Genomic DNA, 21028 nt, shown 5'->3' on the forward strand with positions numbered 1-21028 from the left:
GTTGATGTTCGGCTCGCTGGCCGTGCTCAGCGTGGAGCAGGACGCCCCAGGACCGTCTGCGTGCGGCGGCCCGGACGCACGGTCCCCCACGCGTGCGTCCACCCGTCCGTGCGAGCGAGTGCCCGCCCGACGCCCCCGGCTCCGCTCCGTCGCGCCACCACAGGAGCCCCCCGGATCTCCCCGCCGACGGGGAACCCCGCCCGCCCCGTCCCGGCGGTCCCTACGATGAGGGGGCGACACAATGAGCACGGAGGGAAGTCGAGGGTGTTCTCGGTGCAGGTCACACAGGAGGCGCGGGGGACGGTCCTGGAGCTCCGCGGAGCCCTGGACTTCGACAGCGTGATACAGCTGCGCGAGGCCCGCGAACGGGTGGTGGCGATGGGCAGGGGCTCGGGTCCGGTGGTCGTCGGCTGCCGAGAGCTGCTGTTCTGCGACTCGTCGGGGGTCGCCGAGCTGTTGACGCTCTTCCGGTCCCTCGCGGAGGAGGAGCGCCCCCTCCGGCTGGCGGCGGTACCGGATCCGTTGGCCCGGCTGTGCGCGGTGACGGGTCTGGACCGGGTCTTCACCGTGTACGAAGACGTGGAGCGGGCGCTGACCGTGGACGGCGCGCGGCCGCACGACACGAGCACGGGCCGCGGTGGCCCCGCTGAGACGGCAGGGGAGCACAGCGGATGACGCGCATTCCGGAGGGGCGGACCCCCGGGGCCGCCGCCGAGGCGGCGGCCCCGGGGGTCCCGGACGCCACGGACCCGACGGACCCGACGGACGCGACGGGTGACGACCACGATCTGCGGGTGCTGTTCGGGCAGTCGACGGCCGTGTTCGCCTCGCTCGCCGGTCCGGCGCACATGCTGCAGTCCGCCAACGAGGCGTTCTTCGCGGCGGCCGGCGGGCCCGAGCGCCGACGCACCGGGGTACCGCTGGGTCAGTTGATGCCCGAGCTGGTCGAGCAGGGCTTCCTGCGGACCCTGGACCGGGTGTACCGCACCGGCAGACCCCTCACGGGCCGCGACGCCCGCGTCGTCCTGGGGGAGGGCGAGCACGCCCGGGAGGCCTTCTTCGACTTCACCTACGAGCCCCGCCTGGACTCCGGGGGCAACACCATGGGCGTGCGGGTGATCGGGGTGGAGACCACCCAGGTCCGGCAGACCCGTCGGCTGACGGCGGAGCACCGGGCCCTGCTGGAGCAGATCGCCCGACAGGCCCCGCTGGACGAGGTGCTGGAGGGGATGGCCCGGGCCATCGAGGAGCTGGCCCCCGAAGAGGTGCTGGTGTCGGTGCTGCTGGCCGACCCGGAGGGCGGCCGGCTGCGCCACGGCGCGGCACCGAGCCTGCCCGACTTCTACAACGCCGCGATCGACGGGATCGCCACCGGAGAGGGCGTCGGTTCCTGCGGGACCGCCGCCCACCGCCGGCAGCGGGTGATCGTCACGGACATCGCCACCGACCCGTTCTGGGACGACTTCCGGGAGCTGGCCGACAAGGCTCGGCTGGCCGCCTGCTGGTCCACGCCGATCATGGCGCGGGACGGCTCCCTGCTGGGCACGTTCGCGATGTACCACCGCACCCCGGGCGCCCCACAGGAGGCCGACCTCGCCCTCGCCCAACTCTTCGCCGACACCGCCGCCCTGGCCATCGAGCGCCACCACGCCGATCAGGCCCGCGAGGCGGCCGAAGCCCGGGAGAAGGCGGCCCGCGACGACCTGGCCTTCCTCCTCGCCGCCAGCACCGCCCTGACCGCCGGACGGGACGCGGCCGAGGCGCTGCAGCGCCTGGCCGACTCCTGCACCCCGAAGCTCGGCCCGCTGTGCGCGGTCGACATCGTGGAGAACGGGCGGGTGCGGCGGATCGCCACCGCCGCCCCCACCAGCGAGGCGCGCGATCTGCTCGCCTCGCACGCCTCCCGGCACGGGGCCGACCCGGTCGTGGCCCGCGTGCTGGCCGGTGGCACCAGCGAGATCGCCCGCCGGGCCCCCACGGGGCCCGGTCCCTGGCAGGAGTTGGGCATCACCGGCTACCTGTGCATCCCGCTCCTCGACCTCGACCGCGCCTTCGGCACGCTCACCCTGCTGTCCACCGAGGGGCACGCCTTCGACGGGCACACGGTCGCGCTCGCCGAGGAGCTCGCCCGCCGGGCCGCCTCCGCCGCGCGGAACGCCCTCCAGTACACGCACCGTCACGCACTCGCCCGGGACCTGCAGGCCGGGCTGCTGCTGCCCGACCTCCCCAAGGTCCCGGGTGCGGACGTCGCCACCCACTACCACCCGGCCGGGGAAGGACTCGACATCGGCGGGGACTTCTACGACGTGTTCCCCCTGGAGCACGGCCGCTGGGCCTTCCTCCTCGGTGACGTGTGCGGGCGCGGCGCCCACGCGGCCACCACCACCGCCCTGGTGCGCCACACCGCCCGTGCCGTGGCCCACCTGCTGCCCGGTCCCGAAGAGGTGGTCACCGCCGTCAACCGGGCCCTGACCAACCGCCCGGAGAGCCACGGCACCGGATTCGTCACCCTCGTCTACGGGCAACTCACCCGCACCCCCGGCGGGTTGGACGTCGAACTCGTCCGCGCCGGACACACCCCGCCGCTGCACGTCGACGCCCGGGGCACCGTGCGTCCCGTGACCAGCCCCGGCCTGCTCCTCGGCATCACCACCGACCCCGCCGTCTCCGGCCGCCGCCTGCACCTGGCTCCGGGCGAGTCGCTGGTCCTGTACACCGACGGCATCACCGAAGCGCGGGGGGCGGACGGCGAGCAGTTCGAGGAGGACCGTCTGACCGCGGCCCTCGCCGGTGCCGCCCGTGCCACCGCGGGCACGCTCACCGCCCGCGAGGTCATCGACACCGTCGTCCGGGCCGTGGACGATCATACGGGTGGCCGGCACCCGGACGACGACCAGGCCGTGCTCGTCCTGACCGCTCTCGACGTGCCGCCGGCCCCCGCCTCCTGATCGGGGGACCGGGCGCACGGGGAGCGGGCCGCCTCCGGGCCCGACGGCAGGACCGCGGTCAGCGAGCGGCCGGCCCGGTGAGGCGGATGCGGACGGGCCCGCGGGCGGTGGCGGGGTCCACGGGGCCGCCGCCCTGGGTGATCTCGACCGCCCCGTTCGCGACGAGGCGGGCGGCGGCCCTCCGGACGGGCTCCATGAGGGCCCGCCAGCCGTCGTCAGCGGGTCCGCCCCCCTCGCGATAAGCCGCGCGAGCGGCGTCCGAGGGGCAGATCGTCGCGCCCGGACGGCGGCGTTCCAGCAGTTCCAGGATGGTCCGTTCCAGGCGTCGGTCCCGATCCCGCTCGCTCTCCACCACCTTCCCAGTCTGGCACCGCGCTCCCCATCCGTCGCGGCCCGCTTCGACCGCGTCGGTGGGGGCAGACGGAGGAGGGGGCGAGGAGAGCGAAGGGAGCGGCGTGGAACCCGTGAGCGAACCGATGGCGCGTCCGTCCCTGCGCGTGACCACGGACGGGGACACCACCGAGGCCGTCCTGTCCGGACGCCTGGACGCGGGGGTCGTGCGCCGGCTGGAGGAAGTGCTGGAACGGCTCCTACGCGATCCCCCCGCGGTCGTGCGGGTCGACGTCCGGGAGGTGCGGGGACTCGATCTGGTCACCGCGTGCGCCCTGCGACGGGCCGGCGTCCGGCTGCGCCCGCCCCGGCGCATGATCGTCGTCGGCGCCCGCGGACAGGCGGGCCGGCTCCTCGCCGACGCAGGGATCACCGTCCTGCTCGCACCCCGATCACGCTGAGCACTCCGCGCCGCCGCCGGGGAGCGAAGGGCAGCCCCGGTACTCGGCGCTTCCCGATCGACGGGGTCCGCTTCCCGTCCCTTCACCTCGGCCATCCGGATGCCGCCGACTGGCGTGCCGAGGCGCCGGGCCGGTGGCCGTTCCACCTGAACTGCGCGGGAGCTCATGATTCAGTTCCCGGGCGGTGAGGGCCCGGCTCGGGCGGACCGATGAGACGCGGTCCGCCCGAGCCGTCGCGGTGGGCGCCGTGGGTCAACGCCCCAGGGCCTCTTCCAGTTGCCGCTTGTTCATGTGGGAACGGCCCTCCAAGCCCTTCTCCCGGGCTTCGCGGCGGAGTTCCGCCGTGGTGCGGTGCGAGGAACCCGCAGTGGCGCCGTTGCCGGTGTCGGGGTGCATGACGACCTTGGTCCAGCCATCGTCCCGACGGTCGAAGTGCTCGTAGGCGGCGGGCGCTTCGGCGAGGCCGAGTTCATGGGAGACGAGGAAGCTCGGGGCCGCCCTTCCGCCCGCGATCAGGTCACGCAGGGCCCGGTTGTACCGCTTCACCGGGGCCTGACCGGTGCCGATCCGTTGGCCCTTGAACCACAGCATCCCGAAATCGAGCGGGACCTTGCCCTGGGCTTCGAGCTCGCCCTGCGCCTCGGCACCACCGGGGTCTTCGGGCAGGAACACGCCGACCACCCCGATGCCACCGGTGAACCGGACCGTGTCGATGAGCCCGTTGATGGTCAACGCGGCGTCCTCGTTGCCCTGGGGGTCGTGGGCCTGGTAACCGACGCACTCACACCCGTTGTCCGCCCCCAGTCCGAGAGTGGCGTCCTTGACGACCTCGGCGGGATCCTCCTCCGAGGTGTCGATCGCGATGGCACCGATCTCCTCGGCCAGCCGGAGCCGGTCCGGCTGGTGATCGGCGACCCAGACGCGACCGGCGCCCTTGAGGATCGCCGAGTAGGCGGCCATGAGGCCGACCGGCCCGGCTCCGTAGACGATGGTCTGGTCTCCCGGCGCGACCCCGGCCATTTCGGTGGCGTGGTAACCCGTCGGGAAGATGTCGGCCAGCATCACGTAGTCGAGCTGCCGTTCGGCGGCGTCCTCGCCCAGGCGCAGCGCGTTGAAGTCGCCGTACGGCACGCGCAGCAGTTCTGCCTGACCGCCCTGGTACGGGCCCATCTCGGCGAATCCGTATGCGGCCCCGGCCAGAGCGGGCTCGGGCTGCATCGTGAGGCAGTAGTTGGTCAGGCCCTTCTCGCACTGCTTGCAGAACCCGCAGGCGATGTTGAACGGCATGACGACCCAGTCGCCGACCTTGACCTTGCTGACGGCGTCGCCCACCTCGACGACCTGACCGAGGTTCTCGTGGCCCAGGGTCCGACCCGTCTCGAAGGAGGTCCGTCCCTCGTACATGTGGAGGTCTGAGCCGCATATGTTCGTGGTGGTGATCTTCACCAGGATGTCGGCCGGGTGCTCGATCTTCGCGTCCGGGACGTCCTTGACCGTCACCGTCCGAGGTCCTTCGTACACTGCCGCTTTCATGATGTTCCCTACTGGCGGGCCGCACCGTGTTCCACGGCGGGGCGCCGCCTTGTTGGGCGGCGGCGCGGAGGCGGATCGACCACGGGGTGACGTCCGCCTCCGCGGAGTCTGGCTTCTCTTCCGTGCCGCCTACCCCTGACGAGGCACGTCACCCCTGGCGGAAGCGTGACCCCGCGGACGGCCGCCGGTGCGGTCGTTCACGGACCGCTCCAGGGTGCTGCCATCGTCACCTTCGGCGAGGGCCCCGGCTTCGGCGTCCGGAACGATGACGACGCCCCCGGACGCTCCGCGGCCTGCGGATCGACATCGCACCACACTGACGTTCCGCAGGGCCACTAAGCTCGGCTGACGCGGCACGAACCCACCGGAAGGAACCACCCGATCATGAGCGGCACGCTCGCCGACAGCATCCGCGCCACGCTGGGCGACTTCAGCCCCGCCGAACGCAAGGTCGCCCGCGTGCTGTTGGCCGGATACCCCTCACCGGTCTTCGAGACCGTCGCCGTCATCGCCGACCGCGCCGCCGTCTCCACACCCACGGTCCTGCGCTTCGCGGCCCGCATGGGCTACCGCGGTTTCCCCGATCTCCAAGCCGCGGTCCGCGCGGAGCTGGACGCCCGCAGCGCCTCCCCGGTCTCTCTCTACGAAGCCGCCGGCCTGGGCCGGGGGGACAGCCGGCACGACGGCGCCGGAATCCTCGAACGCGCCGGCACCGTGTTCGCTCCGGCGCTGTCGCGGACACTGGCGGAGATCCCTCCGCACGACTTCGAACGCGCCGTGGAACTGCTCGCGGACCGCAAACGCCGCGTCACCCTCGCCGGCGGGCGCTTCACCCACCTGTTGGCGCAGTACCTCGGTCTGCACCTGATGCAGCTGCGCGAGGAGGTCCGCTTCCTACCGGACCGGCCCGTGGAGCGCACCGCGGCCCTGGCCCGGCTGTCACGGCGTGACGTCGTGGTGCTGTTCGACTTCCGCCGCTACGAAGAGGACAAGACGGCCATCGCACAGCTCGTCCGGGAAACCGGCGGGAAGACGGTGGTGTTCACCGACCCTTGGCTGTCCCCCGCCGCCACCCACGCGGACGTGGTCATGCCCGCCCACGTGGGGACCATGGCCCCCTACGACAGTCTGGTGCCGACCATGGCCGTCATCGAGGCCGTCATCGCCGGAGTCATCGAGGGACTCGGTCCGGAAGGCCACCAGCAGCTGAGTCACAACGAGGACACCGCACGACGAATCGGGCTGATCTGAGCCGGACGGGACGACGGAGGCGCCCTCCGGCGCTCATGACGACCACCGCCAGGTCCACTCCGTGATCTCGGCGGGGTCCGTGCCGGTGTGGCGGAGTTCGCGGCGGAGGGCGTCGCGGTGATGGGCGTAGCGGTCGGCGAGTTCCCGGGAGCGGCCGGAGTGCGGGCCGAGGTGGCTCAGCAGGGTGCGGGCGAGGTCGTGGCGGGTGGTGCCGTTGAGGGCGAGGAGGTCATAGGGGGTGGTGGTCGTGCCCTCTTCGATGTAGCCGCGGACGTGGAAGCGGTCGGGGCGGGGGCGGCCGTGGAGGAGTTGGTGGACGGCGGAGGGGTAGCCGTGGAAGTCGAGGACGACCGGGGCGTCCTCGCCGAAGAGCGCACGGAACCGTTCGTCGGACATGCCGTGGGGGTGGCGGTCGGGCGGGGCGAGCGCGCACAGGTCGACGATGTTGACGAAGCGGATGCGGGCCTCGGGGAGGTCGCGGCGGAGCAGGTCGGCGGCGGCGAGGGATTCGACGGTGGGGATGCCTCCGGCGCAGGCCAGGACGGCTTCGGGCGGGGCGCCTTCGGAGGTGCCGGCCCATTCCCAGGTGGAGGCCCCCGCGCGGCAGTGCGCGCGGGCGGCGTCGAGGTCGAGCCATTGGGCGGCCTCGTGTTTGCCCGCCACGACTGCGTTGATCTTGCCGGTTTCGTCGAGGAGCCGTTCCATCGTGACGAGCAGGGTGTTGGCGTCGGGCGGCAGGTAGACGCCGGTGACGGTGTTCTTGCGGTCGAGGAGGTTGCTGATGAAGCCGGGCCCCTGATGGCTGTAGCCGTTGTGCTCCTGCCGCCATCCTTCGCTGGTGAGGAGGTAGGTGAGGCTGCTGACGGGGGCCCGCCACGGCACCTCGCGTGACATCTTCAGCCACTTGGCGTGCTGGGCGGCCATGCTGTCGACGATCGAGGCGAAGGCCTCGTAGGTGGGGAAGAGGCCGTGGCGGCCGGTGAGCAGGTAGCCCTGGAGCCAGCCCTGGCAGTCGTGTTCGGACAACACCTCCATGACCCGGCCGTCGCGGGCGAGGTCCTCGGCGTACTCCCGCACCGGCCAGGCGTAGGCCCGGCCGGTGGCGGCGAGGACCGCGTCGAGCTTGTTGGAGGCCAGTTCGTCGGGGGAGACGATGCGGAAGTCACGGCGTTCGGTCGTGGCCCGCATGAGCTCGGTGAGCCAGCCGCCGAGCACCGGGGTGGGGCCGGCCGTGGCGGACCCGGGTCCCGCGGGCAGTGCCACGGCGTGCGCGTCGAGGGGCGGGAGGGGCAGGGGGCGGCGGAGCCGGCCGCCGTTCGCGGCCGGCTGGGCGCCCAGCCGGCCCTGGCGGCCGGGTACGGCGTCGAGCACCGCGGCCCGGGGGCGGCCCCGCCCGTCGAACAGCTCCTGGGGGCGGTAGGAGCGTAGCCAGGACTCCAGGGCCGCGAGCTGTTCGGGGTCCTCCCGGGCTTCGGGCAGGGGCACCTGGTGGGAGTGGAAGGTGCCGGCGAGGGGGGTGCCCGCGAGTTCGGCGGGCGCGCCCTGTCCCTTCGCGCTGCGCAGCACGATCATGGGCCAGGCGGGCCGTTCGGGCGGCTCGCCGCCGCGGGCCCGCCGCTGGATCCGGCGGAGGGTTTCGTGGGCGTCGAGGACGGCGGCGCCGAGGGGGTCCCCCGGCGGATCGGCGGTGACGTCCACGATGCGGGGGTCCCAGCCGTATCCGCGGAAGAGCGAGGTGATCTCCCCGTCGGTCATCGTCGCGAAGAGGGTGGGCGAGGAGATCTTGTAGCCGTTGAGGTGGAGGATCGGGAGGACCGCTCCAGAGGTCTCCGGGTCGAGGAACTTGGTGGAGTGCCAGGCCGTCGCGGTCGGTCCGGTCTCGGCCTCGCCGTCGCCGACGACGCAGGCGACGAGGCGGTCGGGGGCGTCCAGGGCGGCGCCGAAGGCGGTGGCCAGCGCGTAGCCCAGCTCGCCCCCCTCGTGGAGGGTGCCGGGGACCGCGGGCGACAGGTGGCTGGGGAAGCCGTCCGGGGCGCAGTAGCGGCGTGCCAGCTCCCGGAGGCCGTCGGTGGTCCGGGCGAGGGCGGGGTCGTGCTCCTCGTGGACGCCCTCCAGCCACAGGCAGGCGTGGGTGGCGGGGGCGCCGTGGCCCGGCCCGGTGACCAGGAGCACGTCGGCGCCGCGCTCGCGGATCAGGGTGTTGAGGGCGGCGTGGACGCGGGTGAGGCCGGGACAGGAGCCCCAGTGTCCCAGGAGCCGCGGTTTGACGTGCTCCGGCCGCAGGGGGCGGGTGAGCAGGAGGTTGTCCTGGAGGAAGATCAGGGCGGCCGCCACGTAGTCAGCGGCGCGGACGTACGCGTCGGGGGCTTCCCGCGGCGGGGGGAGGGAGGTCACGGCAGCTCCGGGAGGGGTTCGACGGCGCTTTCCACGACAGCGCCTGCCCCGGCCCCGGGTCCCCAACCGGGCACCGCCGTGGGGGGCGGGGCCTGGTTTCGGGGCGGGAGGTTACTCGCGTGGCGCATGCGGCAAGACGCCTGGGGCGGATCCCGCGCAACCGAGGGGTCCGAGGGTCGCCGTCGTGCCGTCTCGCCTTCGGGAAGGAGCAGCGGACGTGGACGTCAGGTCCGTTCACTGGACCTTCTCCCTGAGGGCCGCCGCGGACCGCGCGGGGCTGGAGCCGGGCATGTCGTACGCGCGGGGTGTGCTCACGGCGCTGGTCGCGGGCGACGGGGCGGTGACGGAGCCGTGGCGGGACGACGTGCTGCTGGTGGTGTGCGAGTTGCTGGCCAACGCCTGCCGGCACACCCCGGGGCCCACCCGTCTCGACTTCGACCACGAGGGCGGCTCCGGCCGCGGCAGGCTCACGGTCGCCGTCACCGACCCCTCCCCCGTACCGCCGCGGCGACGGCCCCTCGATCCGGCGCGGGCGAACGGACACGGCCTGCGGATCGTCGAGCGGCTCGCCGACCGTTGGGGCGTGCGCGCGGTTCCCGGCGGCAAGACCGTCTGGGCGACCCTGTCGCTGCCCTCCCCCCGCCGCCTGGGCCCGGCCGGGCTCGGAGGGCCCGTGTGAGCGTGGGGCCCGCCCCGACCCCGTCCGGGCCGCGCACGGACGGCGAGCGGGCCGCCGTCCGGTCGCGTGGCGGCAGGGGCGGCACGAGCGGCGCTGGCGCGTTCGGGGGACTTTCGCGTTCTGTCCGGCGCCGGGTGTCCCGGGTCACCCGATCGGACGCGGTCCCCCGGCCGGGACGGCCCCGCGACATTCGCATCCTGTCCGCTTCCCGCGCCCCTCCGCGCGGGCCTCGGTACGGGCTGCCGGACGCCGCGGCCGACACGGGAGAACATGTCCACCCGTCGCCGTCGTACCCACGGAGATCCGCCCATGAAGAAGGTGGCCTCCAAGACGAAGTGCCCGCAGGCCGTCGAGGAGTTCCTGTCGGCCGAGTACGCGGGCACCAGGGTCACGAGTCGGGGGGCCACCGCGCCCACCGAGGTCACCCGTTGTGTGAGCCCGATGCCGGCGGTGGACCGGCTGCGCTTCGACTGCGAGCTGGACTTCGACTTCGCGGGCATGCCGCTGCTCGGCCTCTTGGCCGTCCACGAGGGCACGTACACCACCGGACGGGGCCCGGACACCGCACCGCACGGACCCGGCAGCGTGACCCTGCCGGCCCCGCCCGGTGGAGCCGTGTCGGGCTCCCTCGCGCACTGCGCGCAGACGGCCGTCCTGCTCGCCCCCGCGCTCGTGAACCGGATGGCGGGGATCGACGAGGACGGTCCCAGCCCCCTCACCGGCGTGCGGCCGCGATCCCCGGAGGCCGAGGCCCGCCTGTACTCGGCCGTCGGCTACCTCGGGCAACTGGCCGACTACGACGCCCTGGAGCAGGGACGGACCGCCCGCAGCGCCGCCGAACACCTCGCGGCCCTGCTGCTGGACTGTTTCGCGGACGGCCGCGGCCCGCGCCCCACCGGAGCGCCGACCAGCACCCATCAGGGGACGCTGCGCAAGGCCATCGACTTCATCGAGGCGCACGCGACCCTCGACGTGGGCCTCGCGGAGATCGCGGCCGCCGCGGACGTGACCCCCCGGGCGGTGCGGTACGCCTTCGCCCGCCACACCGGAACGACCCCGCACGTGTACCTGCGGAACGCCCGACTCGACCGTTCCCACGGGGAGCTGGTGCGGGCCCGGCCGGGGGACCGCACGGTCGCGGAGATCGCCGCGAAGTGGGGTTCTCCAACGCGGGCCGCTTCTCCGCCCTGTACCGGGAGCGGTTCTGCGTGATCCCGTCCGACACCCTGCACCGGGGTCCGACCCGTTGGCACCGGGGCCTCGCGGTCCTCGGGACGGGGCCCACCGCCTGAGACGGGCGAGGACGTCCCCTCAGCCTGTGGCCGTGGTGGGGGTCGGGTGCGGGGTGTCGTGGAGGCCCAGGCGCAGGTGTTCCACGTGGTAGAGGGCCTGGTCCAGGAGTTGGGCGACGTGGTCGTCGTAGAGGGAGTAGACGATCGAGCGGCCGTGTCGTTCGCCGGTGACCAGGCCGAGGTTGCGCAGGAGCCGGAGCTGGTGCGAGCAGGCGGAGGCTTCCATGCCGACGGCTTCGGCGAGTTCCCCGACGGCGCAGGGGCCTTCCTGGAGGCGGGCCAGGATGTAGAGCCGGGAGGGCGTGGCGAGGGCCTGGAGGGTGGCGGCGACGTCGGCGGGGCCGACCGTGTCGAGGCGCTCGCGGGTGGTGGCGCTGCTGATGGTGAGGTCGCGTCCGTGGCCCATGGCGCCATCATAACGACGACACCTGAAGAGCTGTTCATATGTTCCTGTACGGTGGAAGGGTAGTGCCGCCGAGCCCGTGAAGGGTCGATCCGTGATGCCCCCAGCCCCTGTGCCGTCCGGCCTGGACCAGCGGTCCGCGCCCTCCCCCGCCGCCGGCCGCGCCGCACCACCCCGGCGCCGGACCCGGTCGCTGTCCCTCCCCGAGACCCGCTGGGCCCTCGCCGCGCTCCTGTGCTTCCTCCTGGCCCTGCCGGTGCACCTGCTCGACGGACCGGCCTGGCTGTGGGGGCCGTTGCTCACCGCGACCTACGTCACCGGCGGCTGGGAGCCCGGCCTGGAGGGCCTCAAGGCACTCCGGGACCGGACCCTGGACGTGGACCTGCTGATGGTCGTGGCCGCCCTGGGGGCCGCCGCGATCGGACAGGTCCTCGACGGGGCGCTGCTGATCGTCATCTTCGCCACCTCGGGCGCCCTGGAGGCGCTGGCCACGGCGCGTACCGCCGACTCGGTGCGCGGTCTCCTCGACCTCGCCCCGGCCACCGCGACCCGGCTGCTGCCGGACGGTACGGAGGAGACGGTCGACACCGCGTCCCTGGCCGTCGGGGACACCGTCCTGGTCCGGCCCGGTGAGCGGATCGGCGCGGACGGGCGGGTGCTCGACGGGGCGAGCGAGGTGGACGAGGCCACCATCACCGGTGAACCGCTCCCGGTCACGAAGGGAGCGGGGAACGGCGTGTACGCCGGCACCGTCAACGGCACCGGCGCCCTGCGGGTGCGGGTGGAGCGCGACCCCTCGGACTCGGTGATCTCCCGGATCGTGCGGATGGTCGAGGAGGCTTCGGGAACGAAGGCCCCGACGCAGCTCTTCATCGAGAAGATCGAGCAGCGCTACTCGATCGGCATGGTCCTCGCGACGCTCGCCGTGTTCGCGGTCCCGCTCGCCTTCGGCGACACCCTCTCCTCGGCGCTGCTGCGGGCGATGACGTTCATGATCGTGGCCTCGCCGTGCGCCGTCGTGCTGTCCACGATGCCGCCGCTGCTGTCGGCCATCGCCAACGCCGGACGGCACGGGATGCTCGTGAAGTCCGCCGTCGTCATGGAACGCCTCGGACAGGTGGACCTCGTCGCCCTGGACAAGACCGGCACCCTCACCGAGGGGACCCCGCACGTCACGGAGCTGCGCCCGCTGCCGGGCAGCGGGTTGGGGGAAGCCTCGCTGCTGGCGCTGGCGGCCGCCGCCGAGCACCCCAGCGAGCATCCGCTCGCGCGGGCGGTCGTCGCCGCCGCCCGGGACCGGGGCCTCCCGCTCGCCGAGGCCGCGGACTTCGCCTCCGCGCCGGGCAGGGGCGTCACCGCGACGGTCGCCGGCCGGACCGTCACCGTGGGCGCCCCCCGCCCCCACACCCGCCCTCACCCGCCGGCCGACGGTCCCGACCCTCGGGAACGGGAGGAGACGAGTGAGCGGGAGGAACCGAGGGGGCGGGAGGAGGCAGGTGAGCACGGGGAGGCCAGTGAGCGGGAGCCGGCGTACCGGGCCGTGGTGGACGAGTTGGAGGAGGCCGGGCGGACCGCGGTGCTCGTGGAACGCGACGGCGTGCCGGTGGGGGTGCTCGGCATCGCGGACCGGCTGCGGCCGGACGCGGCGGCCACCGTCGCCGCCCTCACCCGCCTGACCGGTCGCACCCCGGTGCTGCTGACCGGCGACAACGCGCGCGCCGCCGCGCGACTGGCCGCCGAGGTCGGCATCACCGAGGTCCGCGCCGGACTGCTGCCCGAGGACAAGGTGGCCGCGGTCAGGGAGTGGGAGGCGGCGGGTCGGCGGGTGTTGGTCGTGGGCGACGGCGTCAACGACGCGCCCGCGCTGGCGGCGGCGCACTCCGGGATCGCGATGGGCGGGGCCGGCTCCGACCTCGCCCTGGAGACCGCCGACGCCGTGGTCGTCCGCGACGAACTCGCCGCCGTCCCCGCCGTCGTCGCGCTGTCCCGCACCGCGCGGCGCCTGGTGGTGCAGAACCTGACCATCGCGGGCGCGTTCATCGCGGTCCTCGCCGCCTGGGACCTGATCGGCACGCTGCCGCTGCCGCTGGGTGTGGCCGGACACGAGGGCTCCACGGTGATCGTCGGCCTCAACGGCCTCCGCCTCCTCCGCGAGACCGCCTGGCCCCGCCCCACCGAGGACCCCGCCCCCGGGACCCGTGTCACGGCCGGGGTCACGACCGGGAGCGGGTGAGGACGGGGGCTTCAGGGGCAGGTGTGGTAGGCCGTCCGGGGCTTCCCGGGCGGCCGGTGCGCCATCCACACCGCCACGTCGCAGACCCGCAGCGCGCTGACGCCCTCGGGCACGCCCGCCTCTCTCCGGAGCTCCAGCAGGTGGCGGTGGAGGGCACCGCCGTCCGCGCGCAGAGCGCCGTGCAGGGTCGGCCAGAAGGCATGTGGCCTGCCGAGGGCGCAGCGCACCACCCGGTCGTAGACGGGGATCAGACGGGGGCGCTTGCGGGCCAGGAGCTTTCCGGCGATCACCCATGCGACGCCGTGCTCCCCGCACAGCCGGCGCCAGGCGCGGTCGGCCGCGGAGCCGACGGCCAGATCGGAGGCGGCGGCGTCGACCATGTCGAGGTCGGAGGGGATCAGGGCGAGCAGCTTCGACAGCTCGCCGCCGAGGTCGCCCTCCAGGAGGCCGAGCGCGACCTTCGCCGGCACCTTGACCGACAGGGTCTGCACGGCGATCAGGTCCTCGGCCGTGAACCGGTCGGCGATCTCCTCGCGGTCTCCGCCTCCGCCCAAGCGCTCGAACCGGCCGCCGGAGTAGCACGGCCCACCGGTACCGGGCGCCCCGTCGGAGGATCCTCCGGTCCCGAAGTACGCCCTCAGGTCGCGGACGGCGCGGTCGGCCGTGGTGAAGGAGCGGACGCGTGCGGCGAGCGCCCGTACGGGATCGGGCTCGGACGGGGTCATCCGGCGCACGGTATCCGAGGGCGTTCCCCGACGCCCGGGGTTCCGGAGATCCCCGTAGGAGGCGCGAAGGGGAACCGCCCCGCCCCGGGGCGGTTCCCCGGCGTTCGCGGGCGCTCTCGCCGGTTCCGGGCGGTTCCGGGCGGTTCCGGCCGATCGAACATACGATGGTCGGGAACCGGCGCGGGCGACCAGCCGTGCCCCCGCCCAGACGACCCGGGGTGGAGACGTATGAGCCAGGCCGCCGACGGCGCCGCGCGGACCGTGATCCTGACCGTGGACGACGATCCGGGCGTCTCCCGGTCCATCGCCCGCGACCTGCGACGTCGCTACGGCGCCGGGTACCGGATCGTGCGCGCCGAGTCCGGCGAATCCGCACTCGACGCGCTGCGCGAGCTGAAGCTCCGCGGGGACCTGGTCGCCGTGATCCTCGCCGACTACCGAATGCCGCAGATGAACGGCATCGAATTCCTCGAACAGGCGCTCGGGGTCTTCCCCGGGGCCCGGCGGGTTCTGCTGACCGCGTACGCCGACACCAACGCCGCCATCGACGCGATCAACGTGGTCGACCTCGACCACTACCTCCTCAAGCCCTGGGACCCGCCCGAGGAGAAGCTGTACCCGGTCGTGGACGACCTGCTCACCGCGTGGCGGTCCAGCGACTACCGTCCGGTGCCGGCCACCAAGGTGGTCGGACACCGCTGGTCGGCGCGCTCCTCCCAGGTCCGCGAGTTCCTCGCCCGCAACCAGGTCCCCTACCGCTGGTACTCCTCCGACGAGCCCGAGGGCCGCCGCCTGCTGGAGGCCGCCGGCGCCGACGACCTGCGGCTGCCGCTGGTCGTCACCCCCGAGGGCACCCCCCTCACCGACCCGGAACCGGCCGAGCTGGCCGTCCGCGTGGGCCTGGCCACCACCCCCGCCGCGGACTTCTACGACCTGGTCGTCATCGGCGGCGGCCCGGCCGGGCTGGGCGCGGCCGTGTACGGGGCCTCCGAGGGCCTGCGCACGGTACTCGTGGAGCGGTCCGCGACCGGCGGGCAGGCCGGCCAGAGCTCCCGCATCGAGAACTACCTCGGCTTCCCGGACGGGGTCTCCGGCGCCCAGCTCACCGACCGGGCCCGCCGGCAGGCCGGCCGGTTCGGCGCGGAGATCCTGACCGCCCGCGAGGTCACCGGCCTGGAGGTGAACGGCGCCGCCCGCGTGGTCCGCTTCTCCGACGGCTCGGCGGTCGCCGCGCACAGCGTCATCCTCGCCACCGGCGTCTCCTACCGGCAGTTGCCCGCCCCCGGCTGCGCGGACCTGACCGGCGCCGGCGTGTACTACGGCTCCTCCCTCACCGAGGCCGCCTCCTGCCAGGGGCAGGACGTGTACGTCGTCGGCGGCGCCAACTCGGCCGGTCAGGCGGCCGTGTACCTGGCGCGCACCGCCAAGTCGGTGACCCTGCTGGTGCGCGGCGAGTCCCTGACCACCTCCATGTCGTACTACCTGATCCAGCAGATCCGGGACGTCCCGAACATCACCGTCCGCTGCCGCACGGCCGTGGAGTCCGCGCACGGCACGGGGCACCTGGAGCAGCTGACGTTGCGGGACCTGGAGACGGGCGGCACCGAACTCGTCGACGCCCAGTGGATGTTCGTCTTCATCGGGGCGGCGCCGCTGACCGACTGGCTGGACGACACGGTGCTGCGCGACGCCCGCGGTTTCATCCTGGCCGGGCCCGACCTCACCGCCGACGGCAGGCCACCCGCCGAGTGGGCCCTCGACCGGCCGCCCTACCACCTGGAGACCAGCGTGCCCGGGGTGTTCGTGGCGGGTGACGCCCGCGCCGAGTCCGCCAAGCGGGTCGCGTCCGCCGTCGGCGAGGGGGCCATGGCCGTGATGCTCGTCCACCGGTACCTGGAGCAGTCATGAGCGGAACCGTCCTGCCCTGCGACCCGCGGGAGATCGGCACCCTGTTCCTCTTCGAGGCGTTCTCGCCCGAGCAGCTGGCGCGGCTGTGCGCCGAGGGCCGGGTGGAACGCTTCGAGCCCGGCCCCGTGTACACCGAGGGCCAGCCCGCCACCTGCTTCTTCGTGATGATCGAGGGAACGGTGGTGATGTACCGCCGGGTCGGCGGGGACGACGTCGAGGTCAGCCGCACCTCCCAGCGCGGGGTGTACGCGGGCGCCATGCAGGCGTACCTGGGCGACCGCGTCCCGCAGACGTACAACAACTCGATGCGGGTGACGGAGCAGACCCGCTTCTTCGTCCTGCCCGCGCAGTCCTTCGCGGACATCATGCGGGAGTGGTTCCCGATGGCCGCGCACCTGCTGGAGGGGCTGTTCTTCGGTGCGCAGAGCACCCAACGGGCCATCGGGCAACGGGAACGGCTGCTGGCCCTGGGCTCGTTGTCGGCCGGGCTCACCCACGAGCTGAACAATCCGGCCGCGGCCGCCGTCCGCGCCACCGCCACCCTCCGCGAACGCGTCGGCAAGATGCGGCACAAGCTGGCGCACATCGCGCAGGGCGCCTACTCCCGGGAGACCATCGCCGACCTGATCGAGGTCCAGGAGCGGACCGTCGAACGCGTCGCGAAGGCCCCGGTGCTGAGCCCGCTGGAGGCCTCGGACCGGGAGGACGAGCTCTCCGACTGGCTCGACGACCACGGGATCGTCGAGGGCTGGCGGGTCGCCCCGGTCTTCGTGCAGGCGGGCCTGGACGTCGACTGGCTGGAGCAGGTCGCGGCGGCCGTCGGCGAGGAGGTCCTGCCCGGGGCGATCGGCTGGCTCAACTACACGGTCGAGACCGAGCTGCTGATGGACGAGATCGACGACTCCACCACCCGCATCTCCCATCTGGTGGACGCGGCCAAGCAGTACGCGCAGCTCGACCGGGCCCCGCACCGGGTGGTGGACGTCCACGAACTCCTCGACAGCACCCTGCTGATGCTCTCCGGGAAGACCGGCTCGCGGGTGCGGGTGGTGAAGGAGTACGACCGGAGCCTGCCCGAAGTCCCCGCCTACCCGGCGGAGCTCAACCAGGTGTGGACGAACATCATCGACAACGCCGTGTACGCGATCACCGGCGGTGGGGCGGGAGACGGCTCCGGCGGGGGCGGGGGCTTCGATGTGGGCTCTGGCTCCGGTGCCGGCTCGGGCGGGGGCGAGGGCACGCTGACCATCCGCACGGCCCGCGAGGGGGACCGACTGCTCGTGGAGTTCCGGGACACCGGCCCCGGGATCCCGGCGGAGGTCCGCGGCCGGATCTTCGACCCGTTCTTCACGACGAAACCCGTCGGCGCGGGCACCGGGCTCGGCCTGGACATCTCCTGGCGGATCGTGGTCAACAAGCACCACGGCAGCCTGGAGGTCGAGTCCGTCCCCGGCGACACCCGCTTCCGGGTGCTGCTGCCCCTGACCGCCCCCGAGCCGGACCCCACCCCCGGCGGTCCGGACGACCCCGGCCGCCCCGACGGCACCGAACCCGCGCCCCAGGAGGGACCCGCATGACCGGCACCGACGGCACCGCCCCGAACCACGGCATCGACCCGAGCGTCCCGCCCAGCGGCACCGGCTGCGCCGACTGCGAGGCGGTCGGCGGCTGGTGGATGCACCTGCGCCGGTGCGCGCAGTGCGGCCACATCGGCTGCTGCGACACCTCCCCGGCCCAGCACGCCACCGCCCACTGGAAGTCCACCGGGCACCCCCTGATCCAGAGCTTCGAGCCCGGGGAGGACTGGTACTGGAACTACGAGACCGGCACCGTCGAGGCCACCGGGCCCGCGCTGGCCCCGCCCTCGGCCCGCCCCGAGAAGCAGACGGCCCCCGGCCCCGCCGAACGCCTCCCGGCGGACTGGACCAGCCGCCTGCACACCTGAGACGACGATCCCCGGGGAGGGCTCGGGGAGCGCGGGGCAGCACGAGGGGCGGACAGCACAGGCGGGACGGACGTGCGGGGGAACGACGGCCGGGGGTCGGCGGAACGCTCCGCGCGAGCGGGAACGCCTTCGCCCCGGGCCGCCCGGCGGCCGGCCCGGGGCGGCGGCGGAACCCGGTTTTCGGGCCCGGGTTCACGAGCGCGGCCCACGGCCCGCAGGGGGCCGGGGCCGCGCTCGGCGTCCTCGTCAGGTTTGTGCCGCTCCCGGCACCGGGCCCGCGCGGAGGCGGGCCGGGTGTGATCGGGAGTCCCCCGAACGTCACCCTCACGAGGACGAACACCACGCTAGGCGAACGACGGCGGCCCGCAGAGGGCCGAAGGCGCCACCGAGGGGACCTGACGCGCCACGCGAACCGGCGAGGAGGGGCACCGGCACCGCACACCGGCGGTGGAGATCCGGTAGCGGAAACCGGTAGGGGTCTGCTGCGGTCCACCCCCTGGGGGGACGGGGGCGCGTGCCATGGCCCGGGCGGCGGGCCCGTACCTAACCTCACGTCATGACTGCTCTCCGCTACCGGATCTCCACCGCCGCCCTCGCCCTGACCGTCGCCCTGCTGCCCTCGGTCGCCGCGACCGCCCCCCGTCCCCCGGCGGCGGCGCGGACCCTGCAACGGGACGCCGAAGCGCTGCGGGACGCGGGCGTCACCGGGGTGGCGGTCCGCGTGGACGGCCCGCGCGGGGCGCTCACCGCCCGCGCGGGCGTCGGGGACCCCACCACCGGCGGCCCCGTGCCCGTGGACGGCTACCTGCGGCTGGGCAGCACCACCAAGACGTTCGTCGCGACCGTCCTCCTCCAGCTGGTCGGCGAAGGGAAGCTCTCCCTCGACGCGACCGTGGAGGAGGTCCTGCCGGGGGTCGTCCACGGGGCCGGGAACGACGGCCGCGCCATCACCCTGCGGGACCTCCTGCGCCACACCAGCGGCCTGCCGGACTACGTGTACGACGTGTTCCCCGACCCCGGCGCCCCGACCTACTTCGCCCAGCGGTGGCGTTCCTACCGGCCCGCGGAGCTGGTCGCCCTGGCCGTGCGCCACGAGCCCGTCTTCCCGCCCGGGAAGGGCTGGGCGTACTCCAACACGAACTACGTGCTCGCCGCGATGGTCATCGAAAGGGTCACGGGCCGCACCTGGGAGCAGCAGGTGCGCGAGCGGATCCTGCGCCCGCTGGGGCTGCGGCACACCGACGCGCCGGGCACCCGCTCCGCCCTCCCCGGCCCGCACGCCAGGAACCGGCAGCAGTTCACCGAAGGCGGTCCGCTGTTCGACACCACGGTGCCGTACCGGCCCTTCGACAGCGGCGCGGACGGTTCGATGACGGGCACGGCCCGCGAGCTCAACCGCTTCTTCGCCGCGCTGGCGGGCGGGGAGCTGCTGGAGCCCGCGCAGCTGGCGGAGATGCGGGCCGGTGTGCCGGTGCCCTCCGAGGGCGAGTACCCGAAGGGCACCCGGGACGGGCTCGGGCTGTTCACCACCCCCCTGTCCTGCGGCGGGAGTTACCTGGGGCACGGCGGCAGCGGTTTCGGGTACGTGGTCCGGGCCGCGACGACCGAGGACGGCCGGCGCACGGTCACGGTCTCCGCCCACAGCCGCTCCGCGGACCCGGAGGCCACGGCCCGCCAGGAGCAGGCCCTGCGCGACCTGGTCGACCACGCCCTGTGCGGCCGCTCCTGAGCGGCGTGGGCGCGGAATTCCCTGGACGGGTCCGGGAGGGTCACGTACTGTCGGTCTCCACGCCCTGATGCGGACGGAAGGAGGCGAGTGCCGTGCGGTTCACGCAGTTCACGCGAATCATGTTCCAGCGCTCCCTTTCCGGTCGTCCCGGCGTGGTCCGACCGTTCTGACCGGGAGCGCTCCACGCAGCAGCATCCCGGAGGAATCCCATGACCGTTCCGGTCATCCGCGCGCTCTCCGCGCACGACGCACATCTCTTCGACGCGCTCCCCGACCCGCTGGCCGCCGGGGAGGCCCATGCGCGCACCCGGTTCCGTCCCGACTGGAAGCGCGTCGCCCTGCGCGACGGCCGGGTCGTGGCGCGCGGCGCCTGGTGGGGCGGGCCCTCGGACACCGAGCCCGTCGTCGTCAACTGGTTCGACGTGGCCGAGGGCGAGGAGGCGGCGGGAGCGGCACTCCTGCGCTCGATGCCCCGACAGGTGGAGTTGGAGTTCAACCTGCCCAGCGGTTGGCGGGACGAGCCCGGCCTGCGGGCCGCCGCCGAGACCCGGTTCGCCGCCGCGCGGGCCGCGGGGTACGAGCTCCTGGTCGAGCGGTTCCTGTACCGGTGGACGCCGGAGCTGGGCCTGCCCGAGCGGCCGGGCCGCCTGGAGTTCCGTACCGAGCCCGACGACGCCGTGTTCTTCGACGCGTTGCGCCGCATCCACTCCGCCACCCTCGACGCGCACGCGCTGCGGGCGATCGAGGAGGGCGGCCTCGACCGGGCCGCGCAGGAGGAGCTCGACTTCTTCCACTGGTGCCCGTCCCCGCGCGAGTGGTGGCAGCTCGCCCTCACGCCGGAGGGTGAACTCGCCGGGATCCACATCCCTGCCCACAACCCTTCCGGGCCCACCGTCGGCTTCATCGGCGTCCTCCCGGAGCACCGGGGCCGCGGCTACGCCTACGACCTGCTCGCGGAGTGCACGCACGTCCTCGCCGAGCAGGGCGCGGAGTTCGTGACCGGCGCCACGGACCAGGGGAACTTCCCGATGGCCGCGAACTTCGCCAAGGCGGGCTTCCCGGTGGTGCGGGAGCGGCTGAACTTCCACGCGGCGGAGGTGGCGTCCGGGACGTGACCAGTCCTTTGGGCGTCGTGTGACCGCTCCCCTGGGCGTCGGGTGACCCCATCTCCTGGAGGGTGGTGCTTGCGGCACGACC

Annotated in this window: 17 protein-coding genes; 12 read left to right on the plus strand and 5 right to left on the minus strand. The window is 74.0% G+C overall.

The genetic code is table 11. The features are described 5' to 3' along the window. Nucleotides 1–273 precede the first annotated feature (273 nt). Both ABTZ17_RS24520 and ABTZ17_RS24525 read left to right on the plus strand, forming a co-directional pair. The gene (locus ABTZ17_RS24520; protein WP_352197852.1) at nt 274–675 is read left to right on the plus strand and encodes an STAS domain-containing protein; all 402 of its coding nucleotides are present in this window, start codon (nt 274–276) and stop codon (nt 673–675) included. Further along, a complete protein-coding gene (locus ABTZ17_RS24525; protein ID WP_352197853.1) occupies nt 672–2948 on the plus strand; it encodes a SpoIIE family protein phosphatase in 2277 nt (758 codons plus the stop codon). The genes ABTZ17_RS24520 and ABTZ17_RS24525 overlap by 4 nt, the downstream gene beginning before the upstream one ends. 58 nt (nt 2949–3006) lie before the next feature. Here the strand turns inward: ABTZ17_RS24525 and ABTZ17_RS24530 are convergent, their stop codons facing one another. Then, on the minus strand, nt 3007–3303 hold the full coding sequence (locus ABTZ17_RS24530; protein ID WP_352197854.1) for a DUF3253 domain-containing protein: 297 nt from the start codon (nt 3301–3303) through the stop codon (nt 3007–3009). 109 nt (nt 3304–3412) lie between these two features. Here ABTZ17_RS24530 and ABTZ17_RS24535 point away from each other — a divergent pair, with 109 nt between their 5' ends. Next, nucleotides 3413–3739 carry a hypothetical protein gene (locus ABTZ17_RS24535; protein WP_352197855.1) on the plus strand — a complete coding sequence of 109 codons (327 nt, stop codon included), beginning with the start codon at nt 3413–3415 and terminating at the stop codon, nt 3737–3739. 252 nt (nt 3740–3991) lie between these two features. Here the strand turns inward: ABTZ17_RS24535 and ABTZ17_RS24540 are convergent, their stop codons facing one another. Further along, the gene (locus ABTZ17_RS24540; RefSeq protein WP_352197856.1) at nt 3992–5272 is read right to left on the minus strand and encodes a glutathione-independent formaldehyde dehydrogenase; all 1281 of its coding nucleotides are present in this window, start codon (nt 5270–5272) and stop codon (nt 3992–3994) included. Nucleotides 5273–5656: 384 nt separating this feature from the next. Between ABTZ17_RS24540 and ABTZ17_RS24545 the strand changes: the two genes are divergently transcribed. Next, nucleotides 5657–6523, plus strand: a complete 867-nt coding sequence (locus tag ABTZ17_RS24545) for a MurR/RpiR family transcriptional regulator (protein WP_352197857.1) — start codon at nt 5657–5659, stop codon at nt 6521–6523. 33 nt (nt 6524–6556) lie between these two features. Here the strand turns inward: ABTZ17_RS24545 and ABTZ17_RS24550 are convergent, their stop codons facing one another. Continuing rightward, on the minus strand, nt 6557–8917 hold the full coding sequence (locus ABTZ17_RS24550; protein WP_352197858.1) for a phosphoketolase family protein: 2361 nt from the start codon (nt 8915–8917) through the stop codon (nt 6557–6559). Between the two features lie 217 nt (nt 8918–9134). Here ABTZ17_RS24550 and ABTZ17_RS24555 point away from each other — a divergent pair, with 217 nt between their 5' ends. Both ABTZ17_RS24555 and ABTZ17_RS24560 read left to right on the plus strand, forming a co-directional pair. Next, nucleotides 9135–9596: an ATP-binding protein gene (locus ABTZ17_RS24555; RefSeq protein ID WP_352197859.1), complete on the plus strand. Its 462-nt coding sequence runs from the start codon at nt 9135–9137 to the stop codon at nt 9594–9596. A 309-nt stretch (nt 9597–9905) separates the two neighbouring features. Then, on the plus strand, nt 9906–10808 hold the full coding sequence (locus ABTZ17_RS24560) for a helix-turn-helix domain-containing protein (RefSeq protein ID WP_352197860.1): 903 nt from the start codon (nt 9906–9908) through the stop codon (nt 10806–10808). A 99-nt stretch (nt 10809–10907) separates the two neighbouring features. Here ABTZ17_RS24560 and ABTZ17_RS24565 read toward each other — a convergent pair whose 3' ends face one another. Beyond that, nucleotides 10908–11294: an ArsR/SmtB family transcription factor gene (locus ABTZ17_RS24565; protein WP_352197861.1), complete on the minus strand. Its 387-nt coding sequence runs from the start codon at nt 11292–11294 to the stop codon at nt 10908–10910. A 94-nt stretch (nt 11295–11388) separates the two neighbouring features. Here ABTZ17_RS24565 and ABTZ17_RS24570 point away from each other — a divergent pair, with 94 nt between their 5' ends. Further along, on the plus strand, nt 11389–13524 hold the full coding sequence (locus ABTZ17_RS24570) for a heavy metal translocating P-type ATPase (protein ID WP_502994827.1): 2136 nt from the start codon (nt 11389–11391) through the stop codon (nt 13522–13524). 11 nt (nt 13525–13535) lie between these two features. Here the strand turns inward: ABTZ17_RS24570 and ABTZ17_RS24575 are convergent, their stop codons facing one another. Continuing rightward, nucleotides 13536–14249 (minus strand): DUF6308 family protein, encoded by a 714-nt coding sequence (locus ABTZ17_RS24575; RefSeq protein ID WP_352197862.1) that lies wholly within the window; start codon nt 14247–14249, stop codon nt 13536–13538. Nucleotides 14250–14477: 228 nt separating this feature from the next. Here ABTZ17_RS24575 and ABTZ17_RS24580 point away from each other — a divergent pair, with 228 nt between their 5' ends. The 5 genes from ABTZ17_RS24580 (at nt 14478) to ABTZ17_RS24600 (ending at nt 20946) form a co-directional block, all read left to right on the plus strand. Beyond that, nucleotides 14478–16157: an NAD(P)/FAD-dependent oxidoreductase gene (locus ABTZ17_RS24580; RefSeq protein WP_352197863.1), complete on the plus strand. Its 1680-nt coding sequence runs from the start codon at nt 14478–14480 to the stop codon at nt 16155–16157. Further along, nucleotides 16154–17734 (plus strand): ATP-binding protein, encoded by a 1581-nt coding sequence (locus tag ABTZ17_RS24585; RefSeq protein WP_352197864.1) that lies wholly within the window; start codon nt 16154–16156, stop codon nt 17732–17734. The genes ABTZ17_RS24580 and ABTZ17_RS24585 overlap by 4 nt, the downstream gene beginning before the upstream one ends. Beyond that, nucleotides 17731–18102 (plus strand): UBP-type zinc finger domain-containing protein, encoded by a 372-nt coding sequence (locus ABTZ17_RS24590; protein WP_352197865.1) that lies wholly within the window; start codon nt 17731–17733, stop codon nt 18100–18102. The genes ABTZ17_RS24585 and ABTZ17_RS24590 overlap by 4 nt, the downstream gene beginning before the upstream one ends. Before the next feature lie 556 nt (nt 18103–18658). Beyond that, nucleotides 18659–19831: a serine hydrolase domain-containing protein gene (locus ABTZ17_RS24595; protein ID WP_352197866.1), complete on the plus strand. Its 1173-nt coding sequence runs from the start codon at nt 18659–18661 to the stop codon at nt 19829–19831. Between the two features lie 209 nt (nt 19832–20040). Continuing rightward, entirely contained in the window at nt 20041–20946 is a 906-nt protein-coding gene (locus ABTZ17_RS24600; RefSeq protein WP_352197867.1) for a GNAT family N-acetyltransferase, read from the plus strand. Nucleotides 20947–21028: the final 82 nt, after the last annotated feature.

Origin of the sequence: Streptomyces sp. NPDC097619, from assembly GCF_040302735.1 — a bacterium.
GTDB lineage: Bacteria > Actinomycetota > Actinomycetes > Streptomycetales > Streptomycetaceae > Streptomyces.